Origin of the sequence: Hymenobacter volaticus, assembly GCF_022921055.1 — a bacterium.
Lineage (GTDB): Bacteria > Bacteroidota > Bacteroidia > Cytophagales > Hymenobacteraceae > Hymenobacter > Hymenobacter volaticus.
The window spans coordinates 164,651-191,003 of sequence record NZ_CP095065.1 but is presented as its reverse complement, the minus strand read 5'-3'; the positions used below and the strand labels follow the sequence as shown (position 1 = coordinate 191,003).

The 26,353-nt window shown below is 50.9% G+C and carries 25 protein-coding genes and 1 pseudogene; 14 read left to right on the top strand and 12 right to left on the bottom strand.

From position 1 onward, the window contains the following. Positions 1-176: 176 nt before the first annotated feature. From MUN86_RS27790 to MUN86_RS27770, 5 genes are all read left to right on the top strand, one after another. Complete coding sequence (locus MUN86_RS27790; protein WP_245127007.1) at positions 177-464, top strand: hypothetical protein; 288 nt, start codon at positions 177-179, stop codon at positions 462-464. Then, positions 425-736 (top strand): hypothetical protein, encoded by a 312-nt coding sequence (locus tag MUN86_RS27785; protein ID WP_245127006.1) that lies wholly within the window; start codon positions 425-427, stop codon positions 734-736. Before MUN86_RS27790 ends, MUN86_RS27785 begins: the two co-directional genes overlap by 40 nt. Beyond that, the gene (locus MUN86_RS27780) at positions 733-957 is read left to right on the top strand and encodes a hypothetical protein (RefSeq protein WP_245127005.1); all 225 of its coding nucleotides are present in this window, start codon (positions 733-735) and stop codon (positions 955-957) included. Before MUN86_RS27785 ends, MUN86_RS27780 begins: the two co-directional genes overlap by 4 nt. A gap of 300 nt (positions 958-1,257) precedes the next feature. Then, a complete protein-coding gene (locus MUN86_RS27775) occupies positions 1,258-3,030 on the top strand; it encodes a sensor histidine kinase (protein WP_245127004.1) in 1,773 nt (590 codons plus the stop codon). A 95-nt stretch (positions 3,031-3,125) separates the two neighbouring features. Then, positions 3,126-3,800, top strand: a complete 675-nt coding sequence (locus tag MUN86_RS27770; protein ID WP_245127003.1) for a LytR/AlgR family response regulator transcription factor — start codon at positions 3,126-3,128, stop codon at positions 3,798-3,800. Positions 3,801-4,531: 731 nt separating this feature from the next. Here MUN86_RS27770 and MUN86_RS27765 read toward each other — a convergent pair. From MUN86_RS27765 to MUN86_RS27750, 4 genes are all read right to left on the bottom strand, one after another. Next, the gene (locus MUN86_RS27765; protein WP_245127002.1) at positions 4,532-5,443 is read right to left on the bottom strand and encodes a hypothetical protein; all 912 of its coding nucleotides are present in this window, start codon (positions 5,441-5,443) and stop codon (positions 4,532-4,534) included. Between the two features lie 196 nt (positions 5,444-5,639). Beyond that, positions 5,640-6,302, bottom strand: coding sequence for a hypothetical protein (locus MUN86_RS27760; protein ID WP_245127001.1), 663 nt, complete (start codon positions 6,300-6,302; stop codon positions 5,640-5,642). After that, positions 6,302-7,285, bottom strand: coding sequence for an ATP-grasp domain-containing protein (locus MUN86_RS27755; RefSeq protein ID WP_245127000.1), 984 nt, complete (start codon positions 7,283-7,285; stop codon positions 6,302-6,304). The genes MUN86_RS27760 and MUN86_RS27755 overlap by 1 nt, the downstream gene beginning before the upstream one ends. A 357-nt stretch (positions 7,286-7,642) precedes the next feature. Continuing rightward, on the bottom strand, positions 7,643-7,783 hold the full coding sequence (locus tag MUN86_RS27750; RefSeq protein WP_245126999.1) for a hypothetical protein: 141 nt from the start codon (positions 7,781-7,783) through the stop codon (positions 7,643-7,645). 795 nt (positions 7,784-8,578) lie between these two features. Between MUN86_RS27750 and MUN86_RS27745 the strand changes: the two genes are divergently transcribed. Continuing rightward, a complete protein-coding gene (locus MUN86_RS27745) occupies positions 8,579-9,538 on the top strand; it encodes a site-specific integrase (RefSeq protein ID WP_245126998.1) in 960 nt (319 codons plus the stop codon). Positions 9,539-10,124: 586 nt separating this feature from the next. Next, the gene (locus MUN86_RS27740) at positions 10,125-10,352 is read left to right on the top strand and encodes a hypothetical protein (protein WP_245126997.1); all 228 of its coding nucleotides are present in this window, start codon (positions 10,125-10,127) and stop codon (positions 10,350-10,352) included. Positions 10,353-10,995: 643 nt separating this feature from the next. On the opposite strand, the gene MUN86_RS27735 is transcribed toward MUN86_RS27740, so the two are convergent. Then, complete coding sequence (locus tag MUN86_RS27735; RefSeq protein WP_245126996.1) at positions 10,996-13,524, bottom strand: cellulase N-terminal Ig-like domain-containing protein; 2,529 nt, start codon at positions 13,522-13,524, stop codon at positions 10,996-10,998. Positions 13,525-13,621: 97 nt separating this feature from the next. Between MUN86_RS27735 and MUN86_RS27730 the strand changes: the two genes are divergently transcribed. Beyond that, positions 13,622-13,972 (top strand): hypothetical protein, encoded by a 351-nt coding sequence (locus MUN86_RS27730; protein WP_245126995.1) that lies wholly within the window; start codon positions 13,622-13,624, stop codon positions 13,970-13,972. An 88-nt stretch (positions 13,973-14,060) separates the two neighbouring features. Here the strand turns inward: MUN86_RS27730 and MUN86_RS27725 are convergent, their stop codons facing one another. Together MUN86_RS27725 and MUN86_RS27720 are read right to left on the bottom strand one after the other, a co-directional pair. After that, on the bottom strand, positions 14,061-14,579 hold the full coding sequence (locus MUN86_RS27725) for a hypothetical protein (protein ID WP_245126994.1): 519 nt from the start codon (positions 14,577-14,579) through the stop codon (positions 14,061-14,063). Positions 14,580-14,705: 126 nt separating this feature from the next. Then, positions 14,706-15,062 carry a hypothetical protein gene (locus MUN86_RS27720; protein WP_245126993.1) on the bottom strand — a complete coding sequence of 119 codons (357 nt, stop codon included), beginning with the start codon at positions 15,060-15,062 and terminating at the stop codon, positions 14,706-14,708. A gap of 221 nt (positions 15,063-15,283) precedes the next feature. Between MUN86_RS27720 and MUN86_RS27715 the strand changes: the two genes are divergently transcribed. Next, complete coding sequence (locus tag MUN86_RS27715; protein WP_245126992.1) at positions 15,284-15,712, top strand: EthD family reductase; 429 nt, start codon at positions 15,284-15,286, stop codon at positions 15,710-15,712. A gap of 460 nt (positions 15,713-16,172) precedes the next feature. Continuing rightward, a complete protein-coding gene (locus MUN86_RS27710; RefSeq protein ID WP_245126991.1) occupies positions 16,173-16,403 on the top strand; it encodes a hypothetical protein in 231 nt (76 codons plus the stop codon). A 255-nt stretch (positions 16,404-16,658) separates the two neighbouring features. Here MUN86_RS27710 and MUN86_RS27705 read toward each other — a convergent pair whose 3' ends face one another. From MUN86_RS27705 to MUN86_RS27695, 3 genes are read right to left on the bottom strand one after another with little or no spacing between them, the layout of a single operon-like run. Continuing rightward, on the bottom strand, positions 16,659-17,420 hold the full coding sequence (locus MUN86_RS27705) for a LytR/AlgR family response regulator transcription factor (RefSeq protein ID WP_245126990.1): 762 nt from the start codon (positions 17,418-17,420) through the stop codon (positions 16,659-16,661). A gap of 8 nt (positions 17,421-17,428) precedes the next feature. Continuing rightward, positions 17,429-18,532 (bottom strand): histidine kinase, encoded by a 1,104-nt coding sequence (locus MUN86_RS27700; RefSeq protein WP_245126989.1) that lies wholly within the window; start codon positions 18,530-18,532, stop codon positions 17,429-17,431. Further along, entirely contained in the window at positions 18,529-19,665 is a 1,137-nt protein-coding gene (locus tag MUN86_RS27695) for a sensor histidine kinase (protein ID WP_245126988.1), read from the bottom strand. The genes MUN86_RS27700 and MUN86_RS27695 overlap by 4 nt, the downstream gene beginning before the upstream one ends. Before the next feature lie 228 nt (positions 19,666-19,893). On the opposite strand from MUN86_RS27695, the gene MUN86_RS27690 reads away from it, so the two are divergent. Then, positions 19,894-21,270, top strand: coding sequence for a hypothetical protein (locus MUN86_RS27690; RefSeq protein ID WP_245126987.1), 1,377 nt, complete (start codon positions 19,894-19,896; stop codon positions 21,268-21,270). A gap of 190 nt (positions 21,271-21,460) precedes the next feature. On the opposite strand, the gene MUN86_RS27685 is transcribed toward MUN86_RS27690, so the two are convergent. After that, positions 21,461-22,729, bottom strand: coding sequence for a M48 family metallopeptidase (locus MUN86_RS27685; RefSeq protein WP_245126986.1), 1,269 nt, complete (start codon positions 22,727-22,729; stop codon positions 21,461-21,463). Between the two features lie 675 nt (positions 22,730-23,404). Next, a complete protein-coding gene (locus MUN86_RS27680; RefSeq protein WP_245126985.1) occupies positions 23,405-23,737 on the bottom strand; it encodes a hypothetical protein in 333 nt (110 codons plus the stop codon). A 16-nt stretch (positions 23,738-23,753) separates the two neighbouring features. Between MUN86_RS27680 and MUN86_RS27675 the strand changes: the two are divergent. The 3 genes and pseudogenes from MUN86_RS27675 to mobV form a co-directional block, all read left to right on the top strand. Next, positions 23,754-23,975: pseudogene (locus MUN86_RS27675) on the top strand (Fic/DOC family N-terminal domain-containing protein); the annotation flags it as partial. A gap of 387 nt (positions 23,976-24,362) precedes the next feature. After that, positions 24,363-24,665, top strand: a complete 303-nt coding sequence (locus tag MUN86_RS27670; protein WP_245126984.1) for a hypothetical protein — start codon at positions 24,363-24,365, stop codon at positions 24,663-24,665. Positions 24,666-24,683: 18 nt separating this feature from the next. Then, complete coding sequence (gene mobV / locus MUN86_RS27665) at positions 24,684-26,336, top strand: MobV family relaxase (RefSeq protein WP_245126983.1); 1,653 nt, start codon at positions 24,684-24,686, stop codon at positions 26,334-26,336. Positions 26,337-26,353: the final 17 nt, after the last annotated feature.

Below are 26,353 nucleotides of genomic sequence, written 5' to 3'. Positions count from 1 at the left end.
TCCTCCGTTCCTGTATTAGTCGGCATGCCCACTTACTTGCCAAGCGGTACCATAACCAAACCGATTAATCACTGCGCCCTACCAGTTGCTCGGCGGTACTAGCTGGTTACTCATTCAGCCAGCATTTCTTGAAGCAGTAGTTGAAATTCAGGAAACAAACCATAAAAAGCACTGCTATGAAACGGCTACTACACGCTATGTTCTTTTTGACCAGCAGTCTACTGCTGCTCTCCTCTTGCGACCTGCTCGAGGACTACGGCCTCCAGCCCAACGATCAACTCCGCATTTACCGCGGTACTTCGGTGCCCTTAGCCAACGGGCAAGCCACCGCCTGGATCTCTGTCAATGCCCGGCAGGAACCAGTTGAACTGGGATTGGAATTCACTCGAGAGGCCGTATTCAACTTACCCCCACCAACTTCGGTGTGCAGGAGATTCCGCTGCCGCAGCGGGCGAAAGATCTGACCCCATTTGAGCATATTCAAATCAATTGGGCCTCCCAAGGCCATGATATGGAAGGCCCGAACGGTCCAGTTCCCATTGGTCCCCACTATGATCCGCGCTTTTTCATGACTTCCCTGGCCGAGAGGCAAGCCATCCCGGCCTCTACCGATCCCGACGCCAAATTCAACGTGCTGCCTCCCCCGGGTATATGCCTACTACCCATCAAGCAAGTCAAAATGACCTCCCGCGTACAGGGAAGCAGTGGTCGGAACGAAATGCTTTTGTGGGCATGACCCACGCCCTGCTGTTGGGTTCTTATAACGGCCGGTATACCTTTATTTTGCCCCTCGTGACTATCGAGGAGATGCGCAGCGGCAACCGCACCGCCAAAGCTATTGCGCAGCCGCTGTATTTCCAGGAAACCAACACCTACTATCCGACCACCTATAACGTCTATGTTAATGCGCAGAAGCAAACCCACTACCTCACGCTGGGTGGGTTTGTCCGCCGCTGACCTCGAGGTTCCATGGGTCGTAGCTATCCAGTGGCTGCTACCTTCCAGAGGCCAACCCTTAGACTCGAAGAAGCAGGGAACTTGAGAAGACGCTAAATCAGGGACGAGGTCAATGAAAATAGGGAAAAGAATGGTGGTCAAGCACTTGACCACCATTCTTTTCCCTATTTTCATTGGTGTTTCCTTGCTAGATCCGGTGACGATGCGACGTGGTGCTTTCGCCTTTCTCTTGTTTCTGCTCGCGGCTTGTTCCTATGCCCAGACGGAACGGCCACAGGGGGGCCACTGTCGCTAGTACAGATGAAGGGCCTCAAGCAGCAGTTGGCGCAGGCAAAAGTGGACACGATACGCGTAAAACTACTTGTGTCCTTGGCCCGCGGCTCACTACAGTTAGGTTATGCGGACTCGCTCTTGATGTACAGTCAACAAGCCCTGGCCGTGGCCCAAAAAAGCAACTATACTGAAGGAGTCTCGGATGCTTACTGGTTGATGATCTGGGCGTATCGGCAATTGGGACGATATCCCGAAGCACTACAAACGGCTTTTCACAATCTTCACTTAGCCGAGCAAACGAAGGATTCCCTCGCCGTGTGGATAGCCTTGCGGCATATGATGTTTGTCTTCAACGATTTACAGGAATACCACACGACCCTACGTTATGCCCGACGCTCACGAAAGCTGGTGCCTTCGCTTCAATCGAAAGATGAGAAAGCAGTGCAGCGGTATGCCTTGAGCGGGTATATGAACTTTATGAGCCACGCCTTCGAAGAACTAAACCAACTGGATTCCGCTCTTTGTTATAAAAGGCGAGCCTACAAGATGGCGCATGCTATCCGAGACAATCAGCTAGTAGCGCTGACCACCGACAATTTAGTGCGGCACTTTTCTAAAACAGCCGTTGATGACAGTACGGTTTATTATGCTCGGCTGTGCATCGAGTACGTAAAGCGAACCGGCTTCCGCTTGGACTTAGCGGCCAATGCTCAGCTAGCGTTGGCTAGGGTGTATCGGCGGCGAAATCAATTGGATTCGGCCCTGCATTACGCCAGAAGCTCGCTGGCTATTTCTCGCCGGATGAAGCGTCTAGCCGCCCAAGTAGAAGCTACTTCCCTGTTACACGCGCTGTACGCCAATCAAACGCCCAAGGATAGTGCCTATACCTACTTCGTGTTGAAAACCACCCTCCAAGACAGCCTCGTCAACCTAGAAAAAATAAAGCAAACCGAAAGCATTAAATACCAGGAAGCGCTACGCCAGCAACAACTAGGACAGGAAAGACGCGAAGCTCAACAGCGCTACACGCGGCGCATTACCACCTATTGCCTATTGGGTGGATTCGTCCTTCTGTTATCCATCGGGTTCTCCCTCTACCGCATTCGGCAGATACGCCATGAAAGTCAGCTTAAGTTCAGCTTTACGAAGCGAATTCATCAAACAGAAATGCGGGTGCTGCGGGCCCAAATGAACCCTCATTTCTTCTTTAATTGCTTGAATAGTATCAACCGCTACATAGTAAAAAGCGATCCTAAAACAGCTTCGCACTACCTGACGAAATTCGCGCGGCTCATGCGCTTAACGCTCGACAATTCGGCTAGCGAAAGCATCAGCCTAGAGAAAGAGATACAGACCCTTCAGCTTTATCTCGACATGGAAAGCATGCGCTTTGATAATGCCTTTGCGTATGCCATCGAGGTCGCAGAAGAGATCCAGCCTGACGCTCTTACCATCCCTTCTATGTTGCTGCAGCCGTATATCGAAAATGCCATCTGGCACGGCTTGTTGCACAAGAAAAATGGAGGCCACGTATGGCTACGTTTCCGTCAACCCACGGAAGACCTGCTGACCGTGGAAATAGAAGACAACGGTATTGGCCGCCAAAAGGCAAAAGAGTTGAAAAGCAAAGAGACCGTCAGCAGTAAATCGTACGGTATGCAAATCAGCCAGGATCGCCTCTTTCTCATCCAGGAGGTGTATGGTCTGCAGGCGACCGTCGAGGTGAAGGACCTGCAGGATGGGCAAGGCAATGGCAGTGGAACGAAAGTCCTCGTTCAGCTACCCGCTCAAGCTTCCTAGCACCTGAGTAGTACTAGGCGACTTTTACCTAATAGGTACACTAGACTATCCATCATACATTGTCCGTTGCCCGTTTTTTTAAGAGCCAAGCCGGTATGTTGAAAGCTGTTCTGGTAGATGACGAAAAGAATGCGCTGGAAATACTGGAGTGGCAACTCCAAACGTATTGCCCGCACGTGCACATAGCGGAGTTGTGCACCACCGCAGATGAGGGCATCGCGGCCATTCACCGGCATGCACCTCATTTGGTGTTCTTAGACATAGAAATGCCGCACAAAAACGGATTTGAGCTGCTGCGTTCTTTTCCGGATCCGCCTTTTGCCGTCCTCTTCACCACGGCGTACGACCAGTTCGCCGTGAAAGCCTTCAAATTCGCCGCGCTTGATTATTTGCTGAAACCTATTGCGGCGGAAGAGTTAGTAACAGCCGTCCAGCGCTATGAGAAGCAGCAGCCATCGCCGTTTAAAGATCAATTAGAGCTACTTCTGCAGCACTACTCGCACCCCGCGCTCGCCCCCAGCAAGCTGCCCTTCGCCACGCAAGACGGAATCACGTTTGTCAAGCCTAAAAATATTGCGCGCTGCGAGTCGTCGAGCAATTATACGACGTTGTTTTTCACCGATAAATCAAAGCTGATCGTCTCGAAAACGCTCAAAGAAGTGGAAGAGCTGCTTCAGCCTCATGGCTTCCTGCGGGTGCATCATTCGCACCTGCTTAATGTGCAGCAGGTGAGCCGATACGTGAAAGCGGAGGGGGGGCTATTGAAATGAGCGACGGTACCCTAGTGCCCATAGCCCGTCAGCGCAAAGAGCTGGTATTGAGCGTATTGCTGAACCTTGGTGAACATAAAGCTTAGGGAAAGAATCGAGGACCTCAAGCAGCTGAACGTCTTGCGCAATCCGTTAAATGCCATTACGTTAAGCAATATTTTTCAAGAGGGAGCAGATACCTTCTAAGGGCGCTTAGCTGCAGTAAAGGCCCGTTTTGCCTGCTCTCACTAAGTGGTCATATGAGATTAGATTATACTTGTTCGCTCAGTATAACACTTAGTGAGGCGTCAACTCCGGCAGCGCAAATTGCTTAGACATGGATTGGCTAGCAAGAAGTCTACTGCGGCTGCTAAAAAAGCTTGGGGATTAGGGCAGAGTGCTTGCCATTAGCCGGCTGCTCTGCTTGCTTCACATGATGACGTGAACTTCCTTATGCGACTGTTTCCGGCGAACACGTGAAAAATAGCTGTTGTATACCTCAGAAGCATTCCAAGAAAATGATGCCACAGCCATTCTTGTTTGTCCTTTTATTGGAGCGTTTATATAGACAATAAAGGACAGGTTTGAAGACTAAATATTGATGTAAAAACTTTGCGAAATCCAAATTATGTTGTCCATAATATCAATGGACTAAAATTTTTTTAATAACTGATTTGACTAAACATCATAATTTAAATTATATATTCAATACTAGCATGATAATTTGCAAATTATAGTTTTATCAATTAGTTTTATTTAATTCGTGGCCTCCAAACAATTAGGGCACCATGGCCAGGCCAAATTAGCCCATCCGTTTTTATTGTGTAAATTCCTCTTGCTCTGTCATGTACTGGCTCATATAATTGGTTGCCCATTATGCAATTAGCTGAAACCTGGCCTATACAATCCTTTATATTTTCATAGTTAAAAACTAAGCTATGTAAATACATAGGATTTTCAGCTATCCAATAATAATATGGATCATTAAAGCTATTTTTAACTTCATAATAAAATTCAAACACAAAATTCTCGTGATAATCAGGAAGTTTGAAAATAAAAGCCCTTATACTACTAGGATTTAGTTCTTCGATCGGAACTCTCTTATATAACTCATCTCCTATTACTTCCCTAGGTGTCAACTTAATTGATTTCTTTTTCCCGCCATCTGTTTTTTCGCCTTTTAAGTACATATTATTGATTGCATAATCAATATTAATCCACTCTGAATCCGATACACCAATTGCAGCTTCTATAACACATTCTCTCGATTGAACTATGCTATTGAATATTTCATTATCACATGAATAAATTACAAGAAACTCCTGCATATTGGAAGGAGACCTAAAGGTTTGTTTAAACTCTAACAAATAAGAAAAATTATCAGGTGATTTTCTGAAGATATTTTCCACATTAACATCTAGCAATAGTTTCCCGTCTCTTAGTGGTTTAAATATAGAGTAGAAGAGATCATCTCTAGTTCCCTTAATTATAGTTTTTGATAATATTCTCAAAAACACATCATTATGATACATTTTATTTACAAATAATTCCTGAGTGTTTCTGTCTATAGCATCAAAATCTAGGTAGTGAAGCAAATTATTGCTTATAAGGGTTTTTGACTCATTGAGTTCTTCGTCTTTAGAAAGTTTGTTTTCGCTTCGCATAAAGAGGTCATAGAATAAGGATAAGACTATTGCAGATATAACGCTATAAAATAAATTTAACACAAAATTCTTTAAAATAAATTCAGATCTATATACAAAGTATATCCACAAACTTAAGACAAGTAGTGTTATGAAAAATGCTAAGTATTTGTAGAAAATAATTTTAGCAATGAGCTTTTTTAAAGTCGTGTCCAACTTATTTATTTCCATTGTATTTAAAAGCCATTATATTTCTTGATTTATCATCTGGACAGGCCCAAGCCTTGTTGAAAAGATCCCAAGGTATTTCGGCAGAATCATTGGATGGTGGCCCTGGATTATGAATTATCAAGCCCCTATCATTGAACCCATATACTAAAATAGTATGTGCTACGTAGCCGGAATCAGCTTGTAAAACTCTCTGATTTATGGTGCACAAGATATAATAACCTTCCAAAATTTTGAGTTTAATATCTTCGAAAGTAGCACTCCTTGTAGTGATTTTGACTTGTGTACTTTCATACAGTCTTTTTGCATCTAATTTAAGTAACTCTAGGTCTGAATTCGCAATAGTAATTTCTCCAATAGGTTTCCCATAAATGTCAAGGAAGAATTCTTTCGGATCGTTAGACAATCGGAATAAATCAAATTCCCATATAATTTCTGTGGCAAAGCCAAGTGATGGCATTTCGGCAACTAAATTATACTCAAAGGTGTATTTGCCAGGCACTTTATGCATTAATTCATCAAGCTTTTTAAAACTAAATACTTGATATCCAGGCCTTGTTCTCAATAGCATTTGGAAACATGCATGAACGCAATGCTCCGCAGTTAAGGAATTTTCTACTAACCCTGGATTAAACAGCCTTACTTCTAACATTAGGGTAAAATTTTGTCGATGAATTTTTTTAATGCTTCCTCTAATTTTAAAATAATAGGTATAGGCAACCAATGCCAGCTAGATAAGGGATTTACTTCAATAATAAATAATTTATTAGTACTTAGTGAAAAAAAATCTACTGAGAACATTTTTAATTGAGTTAACTTTGAGATTTTATCTATCATTTCTAATTGACTATCAGTGATTTTTACTAAAATAGCATTTTTTAATAACTCCATATTGAAATGTATATCTATGATATCGCTAGGTAGATCCTTCCTTGAAAACTTTAATAATATTAATTCATAACCAAATACATAGCATCTATATTCCATTGTACTTTTAATATATTTTTGGCTTATATAGGGCAAAGCAGTTCCATGTGATAACTCATTTTTAACTTCCTTATTTACTCTTAATGCCATACTATCATTATATTTATTGATCCCTCTTGTTTCACTCAAATGCTTTATAATAGAACCAATTTCTGAATCCGAGTATTTTGATTTAATTTTAGTCTGAATCGTATATTCAGGGAGAAATTTGCTCACCTCCCCTAATTGATATAATTTATTACTCCATTTTCTGGCGTTCGTTGGGGTATTTATGATACCTAGAGATAAATCGAATATATTTTCCAAATACAAGAGTATAGAAGCAAATTGCCTTTTAACAAACTTGTAATATGAATCCCCTTTGATCGGATCAAAAAAAACTGATTCGTAACTATAGGGATAATAAATAATATTAGATTTATTAATTAATTCTATATCGTATTTAGAAGAAGATATTTTGGCACCAGAGGCTGAAAAATCAATATCAATATTCAAACAAAAATCGTAAATATCAATTCCTATAAATTTACTATTAACTTTTATTATATTTATAAAGTTATTTCGACTGTACTTGTCATAAAAAATAATGGTTGCTCTTTCATTAGAGCAACCATTATTTTTTAAATCAATTCCCGTGAGTTTTTTCACTTTTCAATCCTCTTTTTTTAGAAAAATTGAGCATGCTGTACATAACTTTCTTCTTTTAGAAGTGTGTATCAAAGTATACGTACTAACTGTTATGGTGCTTACCAATAGATTACAAGTAAACTATTGGTAAATGCTTAAGCCCGCCATTCAGCACTAACCACTGCTATTTTGTTTGTCAGTAGCACCATTAGTTCATACACTTTAACGTAGATAAGGGCTATCATCTCAAACATAGATATTTTTTTTTATTTATGCATCACTTATGTCTATGTTAATAAACTATTTTTGAGAATATTATTTGGATTTTATCTTTATCAATATAATTATTTTACAGATAAGAATTAGTCCTAATATTGATTATATTGATGGTTTTTCACTTTTAACAGCTGTTTTATGCAAGATCATATCCAGAACTTGTTGCAGCGCTTTTAGTACAGCGAGCAGCTTAAATAAACAGTTGTGTTCCGCATCCTCTTCGGCGGCTAAGAGTTTAGCCACGTGATGGTGATCTATATATTAATAACAGCTACACGTTGCGCAATTGGGTGAGCTTACATCAATAGAAGATGCGTACAGGGTTAAATCGTGGAGCGGTAAGAGTGTAAGCTGGTATTCTTTTGGCTTCTTGGAGAACACGGCCGTTTGAGTCTTAGTAGTTCTTAAGGCAAGAGTAATCGGCTACTGGGGTGGCATCGCGCTTAGAACATGCACAAGAGATGCTTTGAGTTGTAGGTTGACGTACCAAGTAAACTTACCTCGTGCTATATACTTACATTGCTCGCAGCTAGCTAACTTAAACACGGCTGAACTTAGATCAAGCCGAGAGATAACTAACGGCGATGCTCTTCATACTAGGCTATGCAAATTACTTTCTGTTTTAGGGGGTTAGGCTAACGCTGAAATTGGAATCAATTACCCCTGAAATAGTACCAGGTAGAACTTGTACGCCATTGCTTTCTTCAGGTAGGGCATTAGGCTGGCAAGTATGGTAGTGCCACAAATTATAATGGAGACAACAAGGATCATCTTGGTAAGCCCTATTCCAATACTTTACAATATGCAGTCGGAAGGATCAATCAGCTGAAAAACAAAAATTTAGGTGCGATAAATGTTTCTTGTCGTACTTAAGCCAGTAACCAAAGTAAAAGAAATTATAAGTTATGATAAGACTTAAATGTAAGAGCGCTTACTATCTGGTTAGTAAGGACTGATAAGCTTTACTTATCGTTCCTTATCTTGGCAGCGTCAAAAGTCCTCGTTTTGGAGGGTTCGACTCCTTATTATATAGGTTACATGAATCAGCTGCCTACTGCCCCGCCTGTTGCCACCGCCCAAGTACCGCCGCACCTCGTTGACTCGACCAGCCGCTACGTCGAGTCGGGCTTGCGCGGGGCGGCCAACACCGTGCGCGCGTACGCCGGCGACTGGAAGCGCTTTAACGCTTGGTGCACCCTCAACCACCTGTCGGCGCTACCGGCTTCGGTCGAAGCGCTGGCGGGCTTCCTCACCGAGCTGGCCGACGCGGGCAAGAAAGTAGCCACCATCCAGCGCCATGCCGCCGCCATCACCAAAGCCCACGAGTTAGCCGGGCACGACTCGCCCACGGCCGACAAAAAGATCAAGGTGCTGCTCAAAGGCATCGCCCGCGAAAAGAAAACCCGCATCAAGCAAGCCGCCGCTTTCACCTTGGCTACCTTCAAGCGCACCATCCAGAGCATGGACGTGACCACGCCCACGGGCCTTCGCAACCGGGCCTTGCTGTTGCTTGGCTTCACGGGCGCGTTCCGCCGCTCCGAGCTCGAAGCCCTCAACCTCGAGGATCTCGCCTTCGATGAGGAAGGCCTCATCATCTCGCTTGGCAAAAGCAAAACCAACCAACTTGGGCAGGCCGAAGAGAAAGCCATCTTCTACTCGCCCGACTCTGCCGTCTGCCCGATCCGCTCGCTGCAGGCGTGGCTGCGCGTGTTGGGGCGCACCGAAGGACCCATCTTTGTGTCGCTGCGCAAGAACCAGCAGCTCACCGCGCGTCGAATGACCACCAAGTACATCAACCTGATTACCCAGCAGTACTTAGGCAGCGGCTACACGGCGCACTCCTTGCGGGCTTCGTTCGTGACCGTCTCCAAGCTCAACGGAGCCGATGACAGCAAGGTCATGAACCAGACCAAGCACAAGACCTCGGCCATGATCCGCCGCTACACCCGTCTCGACAACGTGCGCCAGCACAATTCCGCTAAAGAATTAGGCTTATAAGGCCAACGAGCAATAAGCAAGGAGTATCGGAACCTATCGATGCAGTATTTCTAGTGCTGGTTTTTACTATAATCTCGAACAGCAGTGGGTGTAAGTGCATTTAATTAAGACCAGCAACCCTTCTGCTTAAGGCACACAATATATTATATTTATAATATATTGTGTGCCTTAAGCAGAAGGGTTGCTGCACCCGCTGTCGTATGAAAAGGAGATTGGAAAGGCCGTGGGGGTTCTGGCTAGGCGTTGTGGCTGTCAGCCTCAGTGCCTGTGATAAAACGGCCCTCCGCCGACCTCTTTCACCCCGTATGGGGAGATGCGAGGGAGCGCGTTTCCTGTTCGATCCGTTCGCACTCTCACCGCCAGCAGCCGCACAGGGGCCTTTGTTTCTGCTGCTCCTGACACGACCGACGGTCACTTTATTCTATCGCGTCTAGTGGAAGGGGATTATACAGTGGACATTGTTCTCGCCCCTGGGTATGTGTCGGAAGGCTTTAAAGTCCTCCTGTTTCATATACGGCCGGGCGAAGTGACGCAGACCGGCTGACTATTCACCCGTTCCACGGCCACCGGCTCGCTGAGTGGTCGAGTGAGTCCAGTCCAGGCCTTACTCGCTGTCACGGCCACCGACAGTACCGGCCACGCGGTATCAGTGGTTCCTGAGACTAACCAAGGGGGATTTTTCTTTGAAACGCTAGGCCCAGGCCGCCATACCCTCACCTTTACGCCCGCGAGTGGGTACACTAGTCCGCCCGCGCGAGTGGTGTCGGTAATCGGGGGCGTGACCACCTCCGTAGGCGTCATTGCTGTCCGCTGATCGGGTAGCAGTTGCAAATGCAGTCGTCGCGGAGCCCTTCGAGCCGGTTTACCAGGGCTTTCTGGTGGAGGCTTGAAATCAGAAGCGGTTACCCTCCTCTCCAAGGGAGAGTACGGAGCCAGCTGCGCACTCTGCCCTACTTCATACCGGCGGGCAATTAGCCGAGTCCAGAAAGAATTAAGCAGTATGGTTTCAGTTGGCAAAAAATAGGCAGGCTCTAATAGTAAATACATTTGGCGACTCGGACAGTGCCCTTCACGGATGTACTGAAAATTGGGCCGGGGTGCTTCCAGTCGTTTTGCTCAACAGACTACGAACTGGCTCCATAGAAGGGCCCTGCTCCTCGCTTTGCTAGGTCACCAGAGCTTGACTATATGTTGGAGCTGAGTTGGTCGCTATAGGGGCCTTGGACATTTAGGGAAAAGGACGCCCAACAACTGTTCTTGTCGCCCTTAACGGTTCGCAAAATGCCCCGGTATGTTGCCAAACGCGACGACAACTTGGCTTGATAGTTTCGTGGTTACCGCCGAAAGCTATATTTATCGGCCATGGCTATAATATAGTAATCGGCGGCCGCCTACCTGTAATGCGTCGCCCTGCTTGAGAAAGCGGCAGCTGATTTATAATCGTCAATACCAACTGTTTATTTAACTAAGTTCTTGAAAGCTGAGCCAAAAATTAAATATTGGGTATTTCCACCAATCGTTCCCTCATTTTGCCCCCAGAAAAAAGGCCAGTCGTCGTAATTTTCAAAATGATCCGGTTTTCTGAATAGCAAGCCGGGAGCAACGTTGCCTGGAATAAAAGAAAAGTCCGCTCGGTTATTGCCGTAAAAGACGGCTTTGGGGCGGGTCGCACCCACGGTTGCCACCAACGAAAAATTATGATACGGGTGACAGCCATATAGATAGTTGGCAGCCTTATAAGCATGGCTTTTATTGATAATTTCAGGGAAATATTCGCTGGCAAAACAAATGGTCGTACCAAAGTTTGTCACGTCTCCGCTACCCGCCCAGTTACCAAGACCGATGGGTACGCCGTAGGGGTTATCCTTTTCAAGCCCGTTCAGGTAGGCTTGGTACTTTACCACGTAGGGTCGCAGCTTTTCCTTGAAGGACGCGTCCAGGTGGGGTATCGCATCCAGTGCCGTCAGCAGGAAGATATTAACGTTACGGTCCAGTGCCGGCCACAAAAGTTGCTGAAATCTATCACCGTATTGTTTTTCACCGGTCGAGACGTACAATTGAAGATTGGTGGCAATATCCGCTCTTCCGCGCCTGCCCAAACTATCTTGCGGCCGACTGGCAAGCAGTTCCGATGACTCTTTCAACAGTCTTTTTGACTGTTGCAACGCCCTCGCGGAAAGGTCGTCGTTGTACCCCTTCAACGCCCGGCTTGCGGCGGCAAACATCGTTGCTGCATTAAGGTCGAGGCTAGGATTACGGCTGGTAAAGGCCCACAAATCATCTTTAACGCCGCTTGATCGCCCATCACTAGCTACTTCGTAAGGACCTAGTTTGGGGTTATACGGGAGGCCGTCCGTTAGGGAAGCCGCGTCACCAAGGTGGTGGTAATTGTCAAGAACCGAGTTGGAGAGTGTTTGGGTCATGTGGCCAACAATCTCGGCTTGGGCCACCAGGTTCAAGGTTCCGTGTTCGATAAACTGCAATACGTCGGGCGTTCCATCGGGCCGGTGCAGATCAACATAGCGTTGCTTCTGATCGACAAAAGTCTGGTCGCGTAACGGCTTAAAAGATTCCCAAGTCCGGACGAAATTTTGCACTACGCTAATATTCGATCCAGTTTCGATATCAAAATCTCCGGCGTCGAAAAAGCCCCCTACGTTTAATCCAGGAATCAATTCGAGGGCTTTATACTTGGTATCGGTCATTGGTCCTTGCGCATGAAGGTCGAAGTGATCGGTGTTGGGCGGCGCCTGACGATACCCTTCTTTAAAGGGCTCGCCATGCCATACCCTGTACGCCTCGTTTACCGCCATATGATCCATATGGATCGGAATCCATATATCGCTGGTGGCATCCGTAATCTTATCGTAAACATTATCTTGTATTAAGAAATTATTGGTTTTAAGATTGCCATACTTGATATAATATATACCGGGAGTCTTTACCGAAGAAAAGTCGAATTTTACGTAGTTATATTTATAGTAATTGCCCCAGGGCGCGATATTGCCGCTAAATACTTTGGTGGCTTGGCCGTCGTCGCCAATTTTGTACAACGATGAATTTGCGCGCGGTTTATCTTTCTTGTCGAGCTCAATGACCGCCACTTTCGGTTGCGCAGGCAGGTAGCCTACTTGCGAGAAACCGATATTTGGTTCTCGTATCCACCCCTCAATTGCATGGGGTTCAACGGTCCAAGTTAACACCTTGCCGGTTTTTCCAGCCGGAAGTAAACTGCGAACGACAAACCAGCCATTTTGGGCCAGCATGCGGCCGTCGAAAAGCATAAGATCAACCTCCGGCGAGGTGATTTTCACCAAGCGTGAGGGGTCATCAGGCGCCAGGAGAAAGGTGCGTCCGGTTTCCAGAGGCAGCGGATCAATGTATTTGCCGGTTCCTCTATCGTCGGCTGTCTTATACCCCTTGTATTGCTTAGGTTTTGCGCTGTTAGGCTTCGTAGTGGTGCTACCTACCACATAGCGCGGAAACCGGTTGTACCGACCATCCATCAAATACGCCTTCTGCCAGTATTGCGAGGGTAGAAACTCGAGATTGAATCCGGCACTCCCTTCTAGTGCCTTGGGAACCGGTTTATCAAGATAAACGGCTATTTCAATCCCCTTGCCCTTTGCCGTAACCACCACGCGCGAATCGAAATCGTAGTCTTCGTACCGCAAGGTAGCCTCAATGGTTTTCGAGGCCCGGTTTACCTTTCGGTTTGATATGTTGGGAACAAGATCCCACTGCTCCGGCGTGTTGGAAAGTCGCACCGCGCCGCCTTGCGCGGTTCTGACGCCGTGATGAATCAGTTCTATTCCGGCGTTCTTCTCATCATTAAAACCTCCGGTAAACAGGTTGTTGTACACCAGGACATTAACGCCTTGCGTCTCGAAATACTCGAGGTTATTAAGTTTTAGATTCTGGCTCAACGCATGATGGAATGCCACCAGTAATAGCAGCACCACTGATAAAAGTTTTCGTTTTTTCATGTGAATTAAAAAATGGTGTATAAATCGAAATGATTGTTTTCGCGCTGCCTTATTGCTCAGTGGCCGCTTAGGCAATGCGTGCGGTAAGTTTGGAAAGTTGAGTTTGTTTTTAAAGAAGCGGAATGCCGCCCTGGAAATTGTGGATGGTAGTAGCAGGGAAATGCCTGTTACCAATAATACGGTGACGCTGCCATACGAGCCCTACGCCTATCAGTATGGCAAGTCGTTCGTGCCTTATTCCATTACTTTGCAGGAATTCAAGACCGGCATCAAGAAGCTTATACGCTGTTTCAGTATTCCAACCGCCCCGAACCCTTACGCGGCTTCTCCCCTGACGGTCGTACAAGTAGGCGGGGCAGACGAAGTAAACGCCTTTCGGTCGGCGAGTAAGTTTACGGGCTGGCTATACGTGCGAATCAAGACCCGTTACAAAAGCGCCAGGAAATAGGCAGGCGGCGCTGCCGACCTCCCCGCTCCACTAAATGATCTTGTTTGCGAACGTCGTGCAGCACGAAACCGAGCAACAAAGTCGTAGCTTATACTGGCAACACCCGCGTAAACTTTACTACCCACACCCATTCGTTTCGCTCCCAAGCCGCCGAGTAGATGGAATCCAGCAGGGCGCGAAAAGCAGCAGTTGGGCTCTCGTACCACCGGTAGCAGCCAGGCAGGCTAGGATCAGGCTCTACCCCACCCCACTGCTGCTGGCCCGCTAGTTGGCGCTCTTGCACGCCTTCTGCCAAGGCATCCGTATTCGTGAGGGTTCGGACCTGCTCCGCATGAAGGCTTACCACTTCTAGCCTCAAGGACGCGTCTTCTTGCACGCACAACAGTGCCCCAGGCTGGCCAAAGGGGCAGGAAATAAGGGGCAGCCATCTGGTTGAACCAGGCTGCAGGCTTTCAAACAAGGCTCCCTCCTGCTCCAAGCCATGATACCGGTACGCATCCGGTTGCTGCTGCAGGGATAGCGGAGACGCGATCCGACGGCGGGTAACCGTTTTGCGATCTGCCCGGACGGCGGCCAGCAGGGCTGGGGTGAAAGAAATAAGGCGCATAAACTAGGCAGGGTTACTATCTAGGCCAACCCGATTCGCTTGCCCAGCCGCTCGGCGGCGTAGTCTTACTAAACCAGAAAGCGCTGGTCCTTACGCGTGGGCAAGGGCTTTGGCTTCCCCGTCGTGTTAAGCCGAAAGACGCCGGCGGAGTACATAATAGGCGACTCCATCGCCATCCTCTACCAGCACGAAGGTACTCATCAACTCCCATCCCTGTCCGTTCAACCAGTTGAGCGCATCAATGGCCGATCTAAACTCCACCGCCCTGCCAGCGGCATCGCGCAAAAGATTTTCGGAAATCAGCTTTTGCTGCTGCCCATAATCAATCGAGATGACGTACCGCCCATTCAATTTAGGTCGAGCCTTAAGTTGGCAATACTCTTCTGTTCGCTTGTCCGCGGTTGAGGCAGGCGCTATCGTCTGCCCGTAAGTAGCCGGGAGGGTACCAACAGCAAGCACGAAAGCAACGAGTAGCTTTTTCATGGGCGATTTGATTGAGAAGGAGATTATTGTGCCCCCACCCCTCTCTAGAATCATACCATGTTCACCGCTTCACTTCGCTACTTGGTGGCCATTGGCGCAGTGTTAGGTCGGAACTACAACGCTGTTGCTGCATCCAAAAACCTACTAACTTAAAGTAATGCCCGTCGCCGAAGCGCACGTCGTACTCTTCGTGTCGGCTTATACTTAACCAAAAAACACCCATGAAACCTAGACTCGTACTATCAGTTTTGCTTCTGACCGCAGGCTTTGCTGCATTTAGTCAGCAACAGCAGTCGCGTACTGCTAAAGAGGACCATTCGGCTGTTGATGACAAAGGATTAATCAAAATAGCCATCATGTACCCTTTTGCGGAAGGGAAGACCTTCAATATGGCCTATTATGAAACTAAACACATGCCCATGGTGGCGGGGCTGCTCGGCTCAAGTTTAGTTAAATACTCCATTGAAAAGGGCCTTGCCAGCGGCATTCCCAATCAACCAATGCCTTATCTGGCAATCGGAACATTTTATGTAAAAAGCCTTGCTGCGTATCAGGCAGCAATTGGCCCGCATAGAGAGGCTATCCGGGCCGACTTGGCCAACTACACCAATGTTGCCCCCGTGATTTTGGTTAGTCAGGTGGTCAGATAACTACTCTCTTTAGTCGTTGGATAAACATTTGGTCCGTACCCCAAACGGCCCTGCGCTTACCGTGCAGTGGCACCAAAGGGTTATAGCAGGGGTAAATCAAAGGGTGATTTGCAACTCGAAAGTATGCGGCAAACTACATTTACTGAAGGCAGGTACGGCAGCCCAGCTAGGCGCAAGAAGGGCAGCCGCCGCGGCCAGTCCAAGTAGCAGGACAGGACCTGCCGGCGGCAGGTCCTGTTTGTTCCAGCTTCCGTTGGCAAGGACCACCCGCACTCACTTCGTTGCACGTGACCAATCCAAGCAGGCGTACCTTCGGGTTTACCTTCCTCTGCTATAGTTCCAAAAAGCTTTCGGTGGCCACTGAGTTAGTGCCTTACCAGGACCATCATGCTTATATCCGCATTTTCAAGTACAAGCCTCTGCAGCAATTCGATTATCTACTCTGCATCCACGGCGACCGGTGGCAGAACACCCGGGGGAGGTGGCCCACCTCAAGATTTCCGAATCGGCTTACCAAACGATTGCCGAACGTTTTCCCATTGCCGAACGGGAAGTCAATCTTTTCCGGAGCGAGTTTTTTGTCGTCGCAGCAGTAACCTCAGACCTACTGCTTACTAACACCAAATACGAAATGGCATTGAAGAAGCTTTTTGAATGGGTTATGGGTTTCATTAAGAGCATCAGCTTATAAAAGCTATTAGTTAGCTTCCCTTCTACCAACTAATAGGTCCTTGCAGTAGCCCTATTATTAAGCTTATAAACTCTATTACTTAACAGTTATCGAGGGTAATATTCGATAAAGCTAAAAATTATTCAAATAAGGCAACAATATTCCTTGTATTATGTAAATGTGTAGAAAAGTGCAAAAAGCTACTTTGAGAAGCAGATCTTCTGTCAACCAGACTGCTCGTCACCTAAAAACTGTGGTTCTCTTCTGCTGCCCTCTTTAACGTTGAACGACATATGGCTGTAATGCGCGCAACACGGCGTCCCGATACTGCGGTCCCACCGGAATCTGCACCTGACCGATGAGCGTAAGCCGGTTGCCCTGGAAATTGAGAATGGTTTCATTGCGCACCAGGTACGACTTGTGTACTCGGGTGAACTGCGCGGCGGGTAGCGTTTCCTCCAGCTTCTTCATCGTTAGGTACGCCACGAGGCGGCGCTCGGGCAAGAAGATTTTCACATAATCACGCATCGCCTCGACGTACCGAATGCTGGTCAGCGCTACTTTGATCAGTTGCCCGTTTTCTTTGATGACAATGACTTGCTCGGCTGGTATGACGGGTTGAGCGGCCGCTTCTTCCAAGGCGACAGCAGGAGCCTGCGCCAGGGGCCTCAACTGGAAAGCCATTCGTTCTTGCGCTTTCTGGAAGGCCCGCCAAAACCGGTCGAACGCGAAGGGTTTGAGCAAGTAGTCCACCGCGTCCAGCTCGAAGCCCATCAGCGCGTACTGCTCATAGGCGGTGGTGAAGATCACCAGCGGCCGGTTGGGCAGCGCCTTCAGGAAGTCCAGCCCGGAAATTTGGGGCAAGTCGATGTCGCAGAACAGCACGTCTACCTCCTGCTGCAGCAGAAACGCGTGCGCCTCCAGCGCGTTGGCGCACTCGCCCACTAGGTGCAGAAAGGGCAGGCGTTCAGCATACGTGCGCACGAGCTGGCGGGCAATCGGCTCGTCGTCGAGCACGAGGCAGCGCAGAACAGTCATAAGTGGGTTCATAAGCCGGCGACTAAGGGAGCGGCAGCCGTTTGCGGGGGAAAGAGAGGAGCAACTAAAGGTAAGCCCAGCGTGAGTAACACCCCACCGAAGGACGGCCGTTCTATTGCAAGGCATGCTTGCATGTTATACTGCCTTAACCGCGCCACCACGGCGGGGGCCGCCTCCGGCAGCAGGTTGGGGGCGGCGTCCGTCCACAGCGAGAGCATGAGCTGCGCCGCGTCCACGCGGAGCTCGATCTCGCACGCGCGGCCGCCCAGACCCAGCCACTGCTCGGTCAGCGGCAAGAGAATACCCGTCAGCACCGTAGGCGGGGTGGGCTCGGTCGCCGTGAAGCGTACCGTTATCTCCACCTGCGGCTCGAGGCGTACTTCCTGCAAATACACATAATCCAGATACGCGTCGAGCTCCTGCGACAACGGGACTTGCTCCTGCCGGCCGGCGTAAAGCGTATGCCGCACGAGCTGGGCCAGCTTCAGGGTTACCTCCGCCGCCAGACCAGCTTGGCGCTGAGCGAGCAACTGCGTGATCCGCTCGAGCAGTTGCCGACAAAAGGTGGAATTGAGTTGCTGCCGCACTACCGCCGCCGCGTGGGCCTGGTGGCGTTGCTGCACCCACGCCAGCTGCTGGCTTTCCTGCCGGCTCGCGTAGAGCAAGAACACGGCCAGCGGTAGGCAAATCAGCAAGCCAAAGAAATAAGGGCTGACGGTGAGCAGGTACGCTCGATTGCGCAGAAAATAGAAGGGGCCCTGCCCGGCCATGAAATGCACCCAGCGGCGGTGCGTTACTGACTGTTCGGGCGCCAGGGGCTGGGCCGCGTGCAGGGCATAATAATAGACGACGTGCAGCAGCAGAAAGCAGCCGAGGCCGTAGAGCAGCAGCTTCCAGAGCGGTATGTCTAGGGGTTGCGGAAACAGCCACCGCACTCCGTAGACGGCGGCCAGGCTGAAGAGGGTTTGCGGGAAGGCCACCACAAACTTCATGGGCGCCCAGAACGAGAACTGCTCATCGTTGAGGTTGAAGTGCACCAGCAGGTAAAAGAGTAGCCAGGCCAAGAGAGTGCCCCATTGGGCGCGCAGCCAACCGAGGCGAAGCGAACTCATTCGGCGAGAGCAGCGATAAGGGAAGAATTAACTACTGCCTCGCCCGACGAGGTTATGGGGGCTTGGTACAGGGGCAGCCGCAGGTGGGCTTTGAACTGCGTGGCAGCCGGCCGGAGCGTGAGCGGGGAGGGCGAGGGATAAAGTAAATGCAGGCGCTCGCGCAACGTAGTCAGGCCCAAGCCGCCGGTAACTGGTGGCTCCGGTGCGGCCGCCACGCTATTGGTGACGGTGAAAAGCAGGTGCCCGTCGCAAACCACGCCTTCCACGCGCAGCCATGCCGGCCCTATGGCAGGCTGCAAGCCGTGTTTGACGGCATTTTCCACCAGCGGCAGCAGTAGCAACGGCGGCAAGCTCACGGGCAGGTCCAACTCGCCGTGCCAGTGGCTTTCCACGGTGACGCGCTGATCGTAGCGCAGCCGGGTCAAGGCCAGGTAATCCTCGATAAACTGAACTTCGGTTGGCAGACTCACCCAGGAAGCGTCAGCCTGCTCGTCGGTGTAGCGCAGCAGCGCGCCGACCTGCTGGGCGAACGTAGGGGCTCGCGCATCGTCGTGCAAGACCAGGCCGTAGAGATTGTTGAGGGTATTGAATAGAAAATGCGGGCTCACCTGCGCTTGCAGAAGCGCCAGTTGCTGCCGCTGCAGCAGTTGTTCGAGATGGTGACGCGCGAGTTGCCGCTCATATAAGGTCTTGGCAATTTTGAGCGCCGCCGGCCCGGCCAGATTCACTAGCACCCCTTCCAACAGGGCGTAGTAGAAGACGCGTACCGATTGCAAGATGGCCAGCACGCCCACCTGCTCATAAACGGGAAGGTAGGCGTGGGCAAACGCCGAGTTGGGGTAGGCCAGTCGGTTTTGCCAGTACAGCAGCCAGCCGGTGCCCATCCCGACCGCTACGACCGCAGCGACCGGCCACGCGTAGCGCCCGCGTTCCCAGCACCGGCGCACCGGCCCGTAGAAGAGCAAGTAAAAGCTGCCCGCGGCATAGCCCCATTCCTGCAGGCGCAAGAGGACGGGCAACGGCTGGTCCGGGTCATCGGTGCACCCATACAGGCCAACCCAAAGCAACAGGTGCGCCGTGACCCGGAGAACGAGGTGCTGCGCATAGGCTTGCAGAAAAGAACGAATGGTCATAGCCGCCAGAATAGAAGAAAGAAAAGAAACGGCTTTTCGGCGGGTTCCCCTAACGGGCAGGTCGAGAATCGAGCGGGGTTGGTCGAAAACAATAACGCGCCCAGGCCTGCCCCCTCCCGTTGTCGAGGCGACTTGTCCGGTGGTCGAAAGAAATTGAACCCCCAGGGGCCGGGGCGCACCTTTGTGCTACTTGGTACCGCTTCTACACCTCCTCTCCACCCCTGACTGATGTTGCTTCGCGCCTTGCTTGCTCACCTTCCCCTCTTCGCTGGCTGGTCTACTATCCGACTCGTGCGCCTCGGCCTTTGCTGTTGCCTACTCTGGTGCGGCCTGCCTCGGCCCGCCCGGGCACAGACCCCCGCCCCGCGGGTGGTGACCAGCGACCTCGCCCGTTTCTGGCAGGCCTATGACAGCCTGAGCACAACCACCGATAGTGTGCGGCAGCAAGCCTGTTTGCAGCGCCTCTATATTGATCCCGGCAGCCCCGGGTTGCACGCCTTCATGACGGCAAAGGGCTACACAGCCCCCGCGTGGGTACGGTCCATTCGGCGCTACCCCAAGTTCTGGCGCTCTCTGCGGCCGCGCACCCAACTGCTGCAGGCCGGCGTGCCTGGGCTCCAACCCTACCTGGAGAAACTGCAAAAGCTGTATCCGGCCCTGCGGCCCGCCTCAATTTACCTGACGGTCGGCATCTTGCGCTCCGGGGGAACCACCCAAGGCGACGCCGTCATCATTGGGGCGGAATTGGCGGCGGGCAATGGCAGCGTGGAGGTTTCGGAGTTTGCCCCGGCGATGCGCCAATACCTGACCCGCGCTTTTGCCCGGGACCCGATTCAGCACTTGCCGGCCGTTTGCGTGCATGAATACGTGCATACCCAGGAAAACCATTACGGCAACAACGTGTTGGGCCAGGCCATTTACGAGGGCACCTGCGACTTCGTCACGGAACAGGTGGTGGGCCAGCCCGTCGCGCTGCCCTACCGGCAGTATGGCCCGGCGCACGAGACGGATCTCAAGCAGCGCTTCCAGTGGGAACTGTTCCATCCCCGCTTCGACCGCTGGTTTTACAATCAACTCGCCGACGACTCCACCCACATCGCAGACTTAGGCTACTACATGGGCTACGCGATCTGCCGGGCGTATTACCAGCAAGTGGCCAACCAGCAGCAAGCTATTCGGGAAATGATCGAATTGGACTACACCAGTGACCAGGCGGTGGAAGCTTTCCTAACCCGTTCCCGCTACTATTTCCCGGCCACTATTGCTCAACTGCGCACTGCCTACGACGCACAGCGACCCGTGGTGACTGGCGTGCAGCCCTTGCCCGCCGCCCCGCACCGGGTAGCACCCAACGTGCGGGAACTGACGATCACTTTTTCGCAGCCTATGAGCCCGTATACATCCATGGACTATGGCCCGGGAGGGGCCGCGACCTGGCCGCTCGTGGGGCGGGGAGTGTTTTCGGCGGACCGTAAATCCGTTACCTACCAAGTCAAGCTACTGCCGGCCCACACCTACGAGTTTGTGCTCACCGCGGGAGGATTTCAGTCAACTCAGGGCTACCCGTTACGGCCCCACCGCGTGCACTTCAGCACCAGCAAATAGGAATGGGAGACTTGTGGACCAGGAAGCCTCGTTGTTGAAGTTAGCTCATACGGCACTACAGGAAGGAGCAAGCAGTGCCGAGAAAGCACTCGGGCGATAATCGGTTATGGGAGTTTGTGCGAAATCCCAGCCCGGAAATTACATCGTCAGGCCGAGAGACTATACAGCTAGTCTGCTTGGTAGGGCAGCTTTATCGCGGCTGTTCCGCTTTCCACTGCATAGCCGTGTGCACGCGGGTGTGCCCGCTGGGATGATCGAAGAAAATCATTTCCTCCAGCGGTCCCGGGTTGATTTTCCGGTACTCCGAGAGCTTCATCGCCACTTTAGCAAAGGCTTCGGGCTCCCGCGCCGTGTTCAGCCCAAATAGGTCCGCTTCATGTTCCTGAGTGCGAACAAGGGTGTTCACTACCGGGGTGGTCAGAAAGTTGAACACCGTTAGCAGGGCCATCACGAGCGGCAGGCCAGCCACATCGCCGAGGCTGGCAATGCCCCAGCCGGCCCCGTAGCGGCCCAGCAACCGGTGAAACACCCCATCCACTGCCCACAAGCACCCGCCGATAAGCAGCACCATAAACACGAGGCTTTTCGGGATGTGGTTCAGCACGTAGTGGCCCAGTTCGTGCCCCATCACGGACTGGACTTCCGCCGGGGTGCAGCGATTGAGCAGGTTGTCATTCAACGACACCCGAATGGTGCGGCCCAGCCCGCTCACGTTGGCGCTGATGCGCTTGCTCTGCTTGGAGGCATCGAACAGGTAGACCTTGTCGGCGGGCACGCCGTTGGCCCGCGCCATGCGCAGAATGCCTTCCCGCACCGGCCCGGCCGGTACCGAGGTGTAGTGGTTGAACAGCGGCGCCACGTACACCGGGCCCACAAAGACGGTTAGCACGAGGGCCAGGGCCACAAGGCCCGTGGCCCACGCCCACCCACGCCTACCCGTGCGGCGCACCGCCGCGTACACGCCCAGTAACAGGAAGCTACCAAAGACCAGCGACAACGCCAGTTCCTTCAGCGCATCGGCCAGCCACGCGCCAAACGTCTCGTTTGACATTCCATATTGCTGCTCCCGCACCCACCCTACATACACGCTCAGCGGGAAGCTCAGCACCCATCCCAGCAGTAGGTACCCAAACAGATACGCCAGTCGCCGCAGCCATGGCCGGGGCATTCGCGCCGCCACGCGCGTGAGCCAGCGTCCGAGCCCGAGCCGCAAAAACACCGCCGCTATTCCTAGGGCGTAGAGCAGCTCCCACAGCTGCAGCCAATACCCGCCCTCAAAATAGGCGTCTGACTTGGCCTTTTGCGCCGGCGTGAGCGTGTCGAGGTAGCGCTGGGTGGCGGCTTCCACATCGAATGCCGGGCCAGTGTGGACCGCTCCGGCCGGGGCCGGTTGCGCCACCGCGGGCAGCACCAGCGTCAGGGAGAACAACAAAAGCAGGAGTTGGCAGAAATTGGTCATCGCAAGGATAAGAATGAGGGAGGGTACCGTGAGCGATAACCAGGCACTCCGGCCCGAAAGCTAAACAAGTTGTTGGCAAACAAGCAGTAACCGCGCATTTTCACTGATTTTTTATGAAAGCTTGCCGTCGAGGCGGGCCAGTCCAACAAGGTCCTTAAGAACCAGACCAAGCAAAAGACCCTCGCCATGATCGAGCGCTATGCCCGCTTAGACGACGTCAAGCGCTTCCATGCCACCAAGTTTTTTGGCTTGTAGAATCTTCCTGCAAGTAAGAATTATCGGACCTTATAACGAGTTAGAGATAACTGATCTTTAAACACTAGCCGGTTTGACGGAGATGATCGATATAATAGGTAACAAGGCAATTGAATGTTATCCGAGGTAAATAGGCATTGTACAAGAAACGGGGTAATAACACAAGTTTATTAATATTATCTAAAAACGACCTGGTAAAATTATGATATTTAATTTGGACATAATTTGTACTCATCAAGAAGGTAGCGCTTCTTTGACCAAAAGCTTATCGGACCTCGTAACGAGGTTGTGATTTCGGATACGTCGATACTATCTGTGGCCTCTGCATGATAGATTAGGTAACGAGGCACGTTTTCTTATCGCTACCTATCCTCTCCAGTGTTCTAAGCTTGTTCTTCTCTTTTTCTGCTTAGCGATAAACTAGTTGCCAGCAGTAAGCAAGGGTATCATTTCTAGGGCGCCCGTGGCGGTTGCAGAAATCTCACGCCAGCTTTTCAGATTGGTAAACCAGGGGATATAGTGGCAGAAAAGCTTCTTTTCGCAGCTTTCTGGTGGCTTAGCTGTTCCCTTTCGATCGAATAGGTCTTGTGCTGCGAGTTCGGCAACAATTACAGGTATTCCTACAATGCCACAACCAGGCTTTGAGTGCTTTGTAAAGAAAACTTGCTTTTCTTCCCATAAGGCCCGACGCTTCGCAAAGAATAATCGATTTTCTTTACAAAGCAGTGGGTGCTTAGCCGTGCCTTTTCGCACGCCTAAGCACTATGATTTGGCAACCCACTCCCTTCCGCCCCCACAAGGACTGGAAACCCGTATCGTCCTAAAGAAGCTAGCCACGGCGCACCGTGCGCTGGCTGAACTCAAAGGCATTGCCGCCGCCATCCCCACTGAGGGGATTTTGCTCGATACGCTACCGTTTCAGGTAGCCAAGGACAGTTCCGCGGTAGAGAACATCATCACCACCCATGAAGAATTGTACCAAGCCGAGTTGCAGCTAGGTGAACAAGATGCGGTGAATGCGTCAGCGCCCCACGGCATGCCCATGCTTATACAATTCGGCCCGTAAATAACGCCCACCGTAACGCCGCCCATGTCGAGCAAATGCTTAGTAGATTCAACGTTGCAAGAGTGCTTGCGTCTGAGCCGGGTACAGGTAAGCTTCACCACGCTCGATCTGTCGCACGCCTATGTGAGCAGTGAACCAATCCTATACTAGCTGATCCGGTTACAATCCCAACGATTTACCAATAATTAACCAAATAGATGATGCTAGTCATGCTGGCTTTTCTGCGGGTGACCCCACCTTTGAACAAATCAATTCTAGAAGATAGTATACACCTTCCTTCGGAAGGGTGCTAACAAGATGTGATAACGTTCAATGGCAGCAGGCGTTATCGTTCAATGGCAGCAGGCGTTATCGTTCAATGGCAGCAGGCGTTATCGTTCAATGGCAGCAGGCGTTATCGTTCAATGGCAGCAGGCGTTATCGTTCAATGGCAGCAGGCGTTATCGTTCAATGGCAGCAGGCGTTATCGTTCAATGGCAGCAGGCGTTATCGTTCAATGGCAGCAGGCGTTATCGTTCAATGGCAGCAGGCGTTATCGTTCAATGTATAACTCACTACGCATTCAATGAATTTGCTATCTTAGCTAAGGGCCGTGTTGGCCCGCGAGATCTGTAACTGCTAGTTTTCAGTAGCATGGCGTACGCAATTCTGCGCATCAGCAAGCTCACCAGTCGGGATATGGCTACAAGCGCGACGCTGCATAATTACCGGGGGCAGGATACGCCCAATGCCGACCCGTTGCAGTTTGCTCGTAACGAAGAGTTGCTAAACCACCGGCAGCGCAACTACTGGGAGTTGGCAACCGAGCGGATTAATGAGTTGCAATTGCCGCGGCTACGCAAGGATGCCGTACGCGCAGTTGAGGTGTTGCTTACGGCTAGTAGCGAAGCCTTTCCACGTGACGCTAAAGGGCATGCCTTGGACTGCCGCGGCTCGCAGTGGGTGAAGGACAATATTGCCTTTTTACAAGACAAGTTCGGCATCAAGAATGTAGTTAGTTGTACTCTCCATCAGGACGAAATCACCCCGCACATTCATGCCGTAGTGGTGCCAATTACCAACCAACCTCGCTTGGTAAAGGGAGAACCGGTAGGTGCGGATGTGCGGCTTTCGTGTCGCGATGTATTCAGCCCAGTCAGCCTGCGGCAGTTGCAAACCGAGTATGCCCAAGCTATGGCACCGCACGGTTTGGAACGGGGAATCAAGTACAGCACGGCAATTCACCAGGACGTGCGCCGGCATTATGGCGCGCAGAAGACAACCCAACAGGAATTGGCTGAACTATCGGCGCCGCTGGCTTACCAGTCGTTCGAGTTAGAGCCCATGAAGCTGAAAGACCAGTTGAGTCCGCAGGCGTATTTAAACCGGGAACAAGCCCGCATGAACCATTACCTAGCCGAGCAGGTGGCGGCTGTCAATGCCAAGCTGGCCGAGGTGGCCACGATAGCCGCAGCGAATACATTGGCACTAGACCGGGCACGGGTGCTGGAGAAGCAGCTAGCCAAGAGCAAGGAACAGCAACAACAAACAGCTAGCGTGCTGGCGCAGAAAACGCAGCAGCTAGTTGAGAAAGAGCAGCAACTCGTCAAACAGACGACGCGCGTCGACCACTTACTAATGGCTGCCGTGCAGGGGGACACGTTGAATCCGAAGCTACTGGAGCGAGCGCAGCAGCAACGCGAACAAAGCCGGCAACGGGCCGAGAATGTAGTCACCGGTTGCCTGCGTGGGCCAATCACCAATGGAGGAGAAGTCGGTACTATTCTTCAGCAAAGCGGCTATACCCTCCACAAAACAGCGGACGAGCAACTTCAGGTGCGCGATACGCAAACTCAGGCCCGCTTTCCTTTATCCGACCTGCGACCTAATGGGCAGGAATTGTGGATAAGTGTACAGCAGGCTGTTAAGCGCACGCAGGATGAGCAGGAACAAGCGCGGCGGGAAGAGATAGCCAAAGACCCGCGGGCATTGCATGCCATCATCGGTGCGCGCGACGCAGAGCAGGCCGACCGGATTCAACAAGACTTGGAGAAAGTGGGCGCAACTGTGTGGCAAGTTCGAAAAGCAGAGAACGAACGGATAGAATTGAGGGTCAGTTATCGCTTCGATTGGAACACGATTGAGCAGATCAGCCACACACTTGACAAGGTGAAACGCTCCCTCGAAGTTACGCTCGAAGAAAGCTATGCTCACCAGTCCTCCCGCACCAGCGCGGTGCGTACGGCCGAGCGGGAACGCGACCATCAGCGGACCGAACGGCATCCTGACCGGGGACGAGGTATGTAGTAATGGGAGGAATGTGG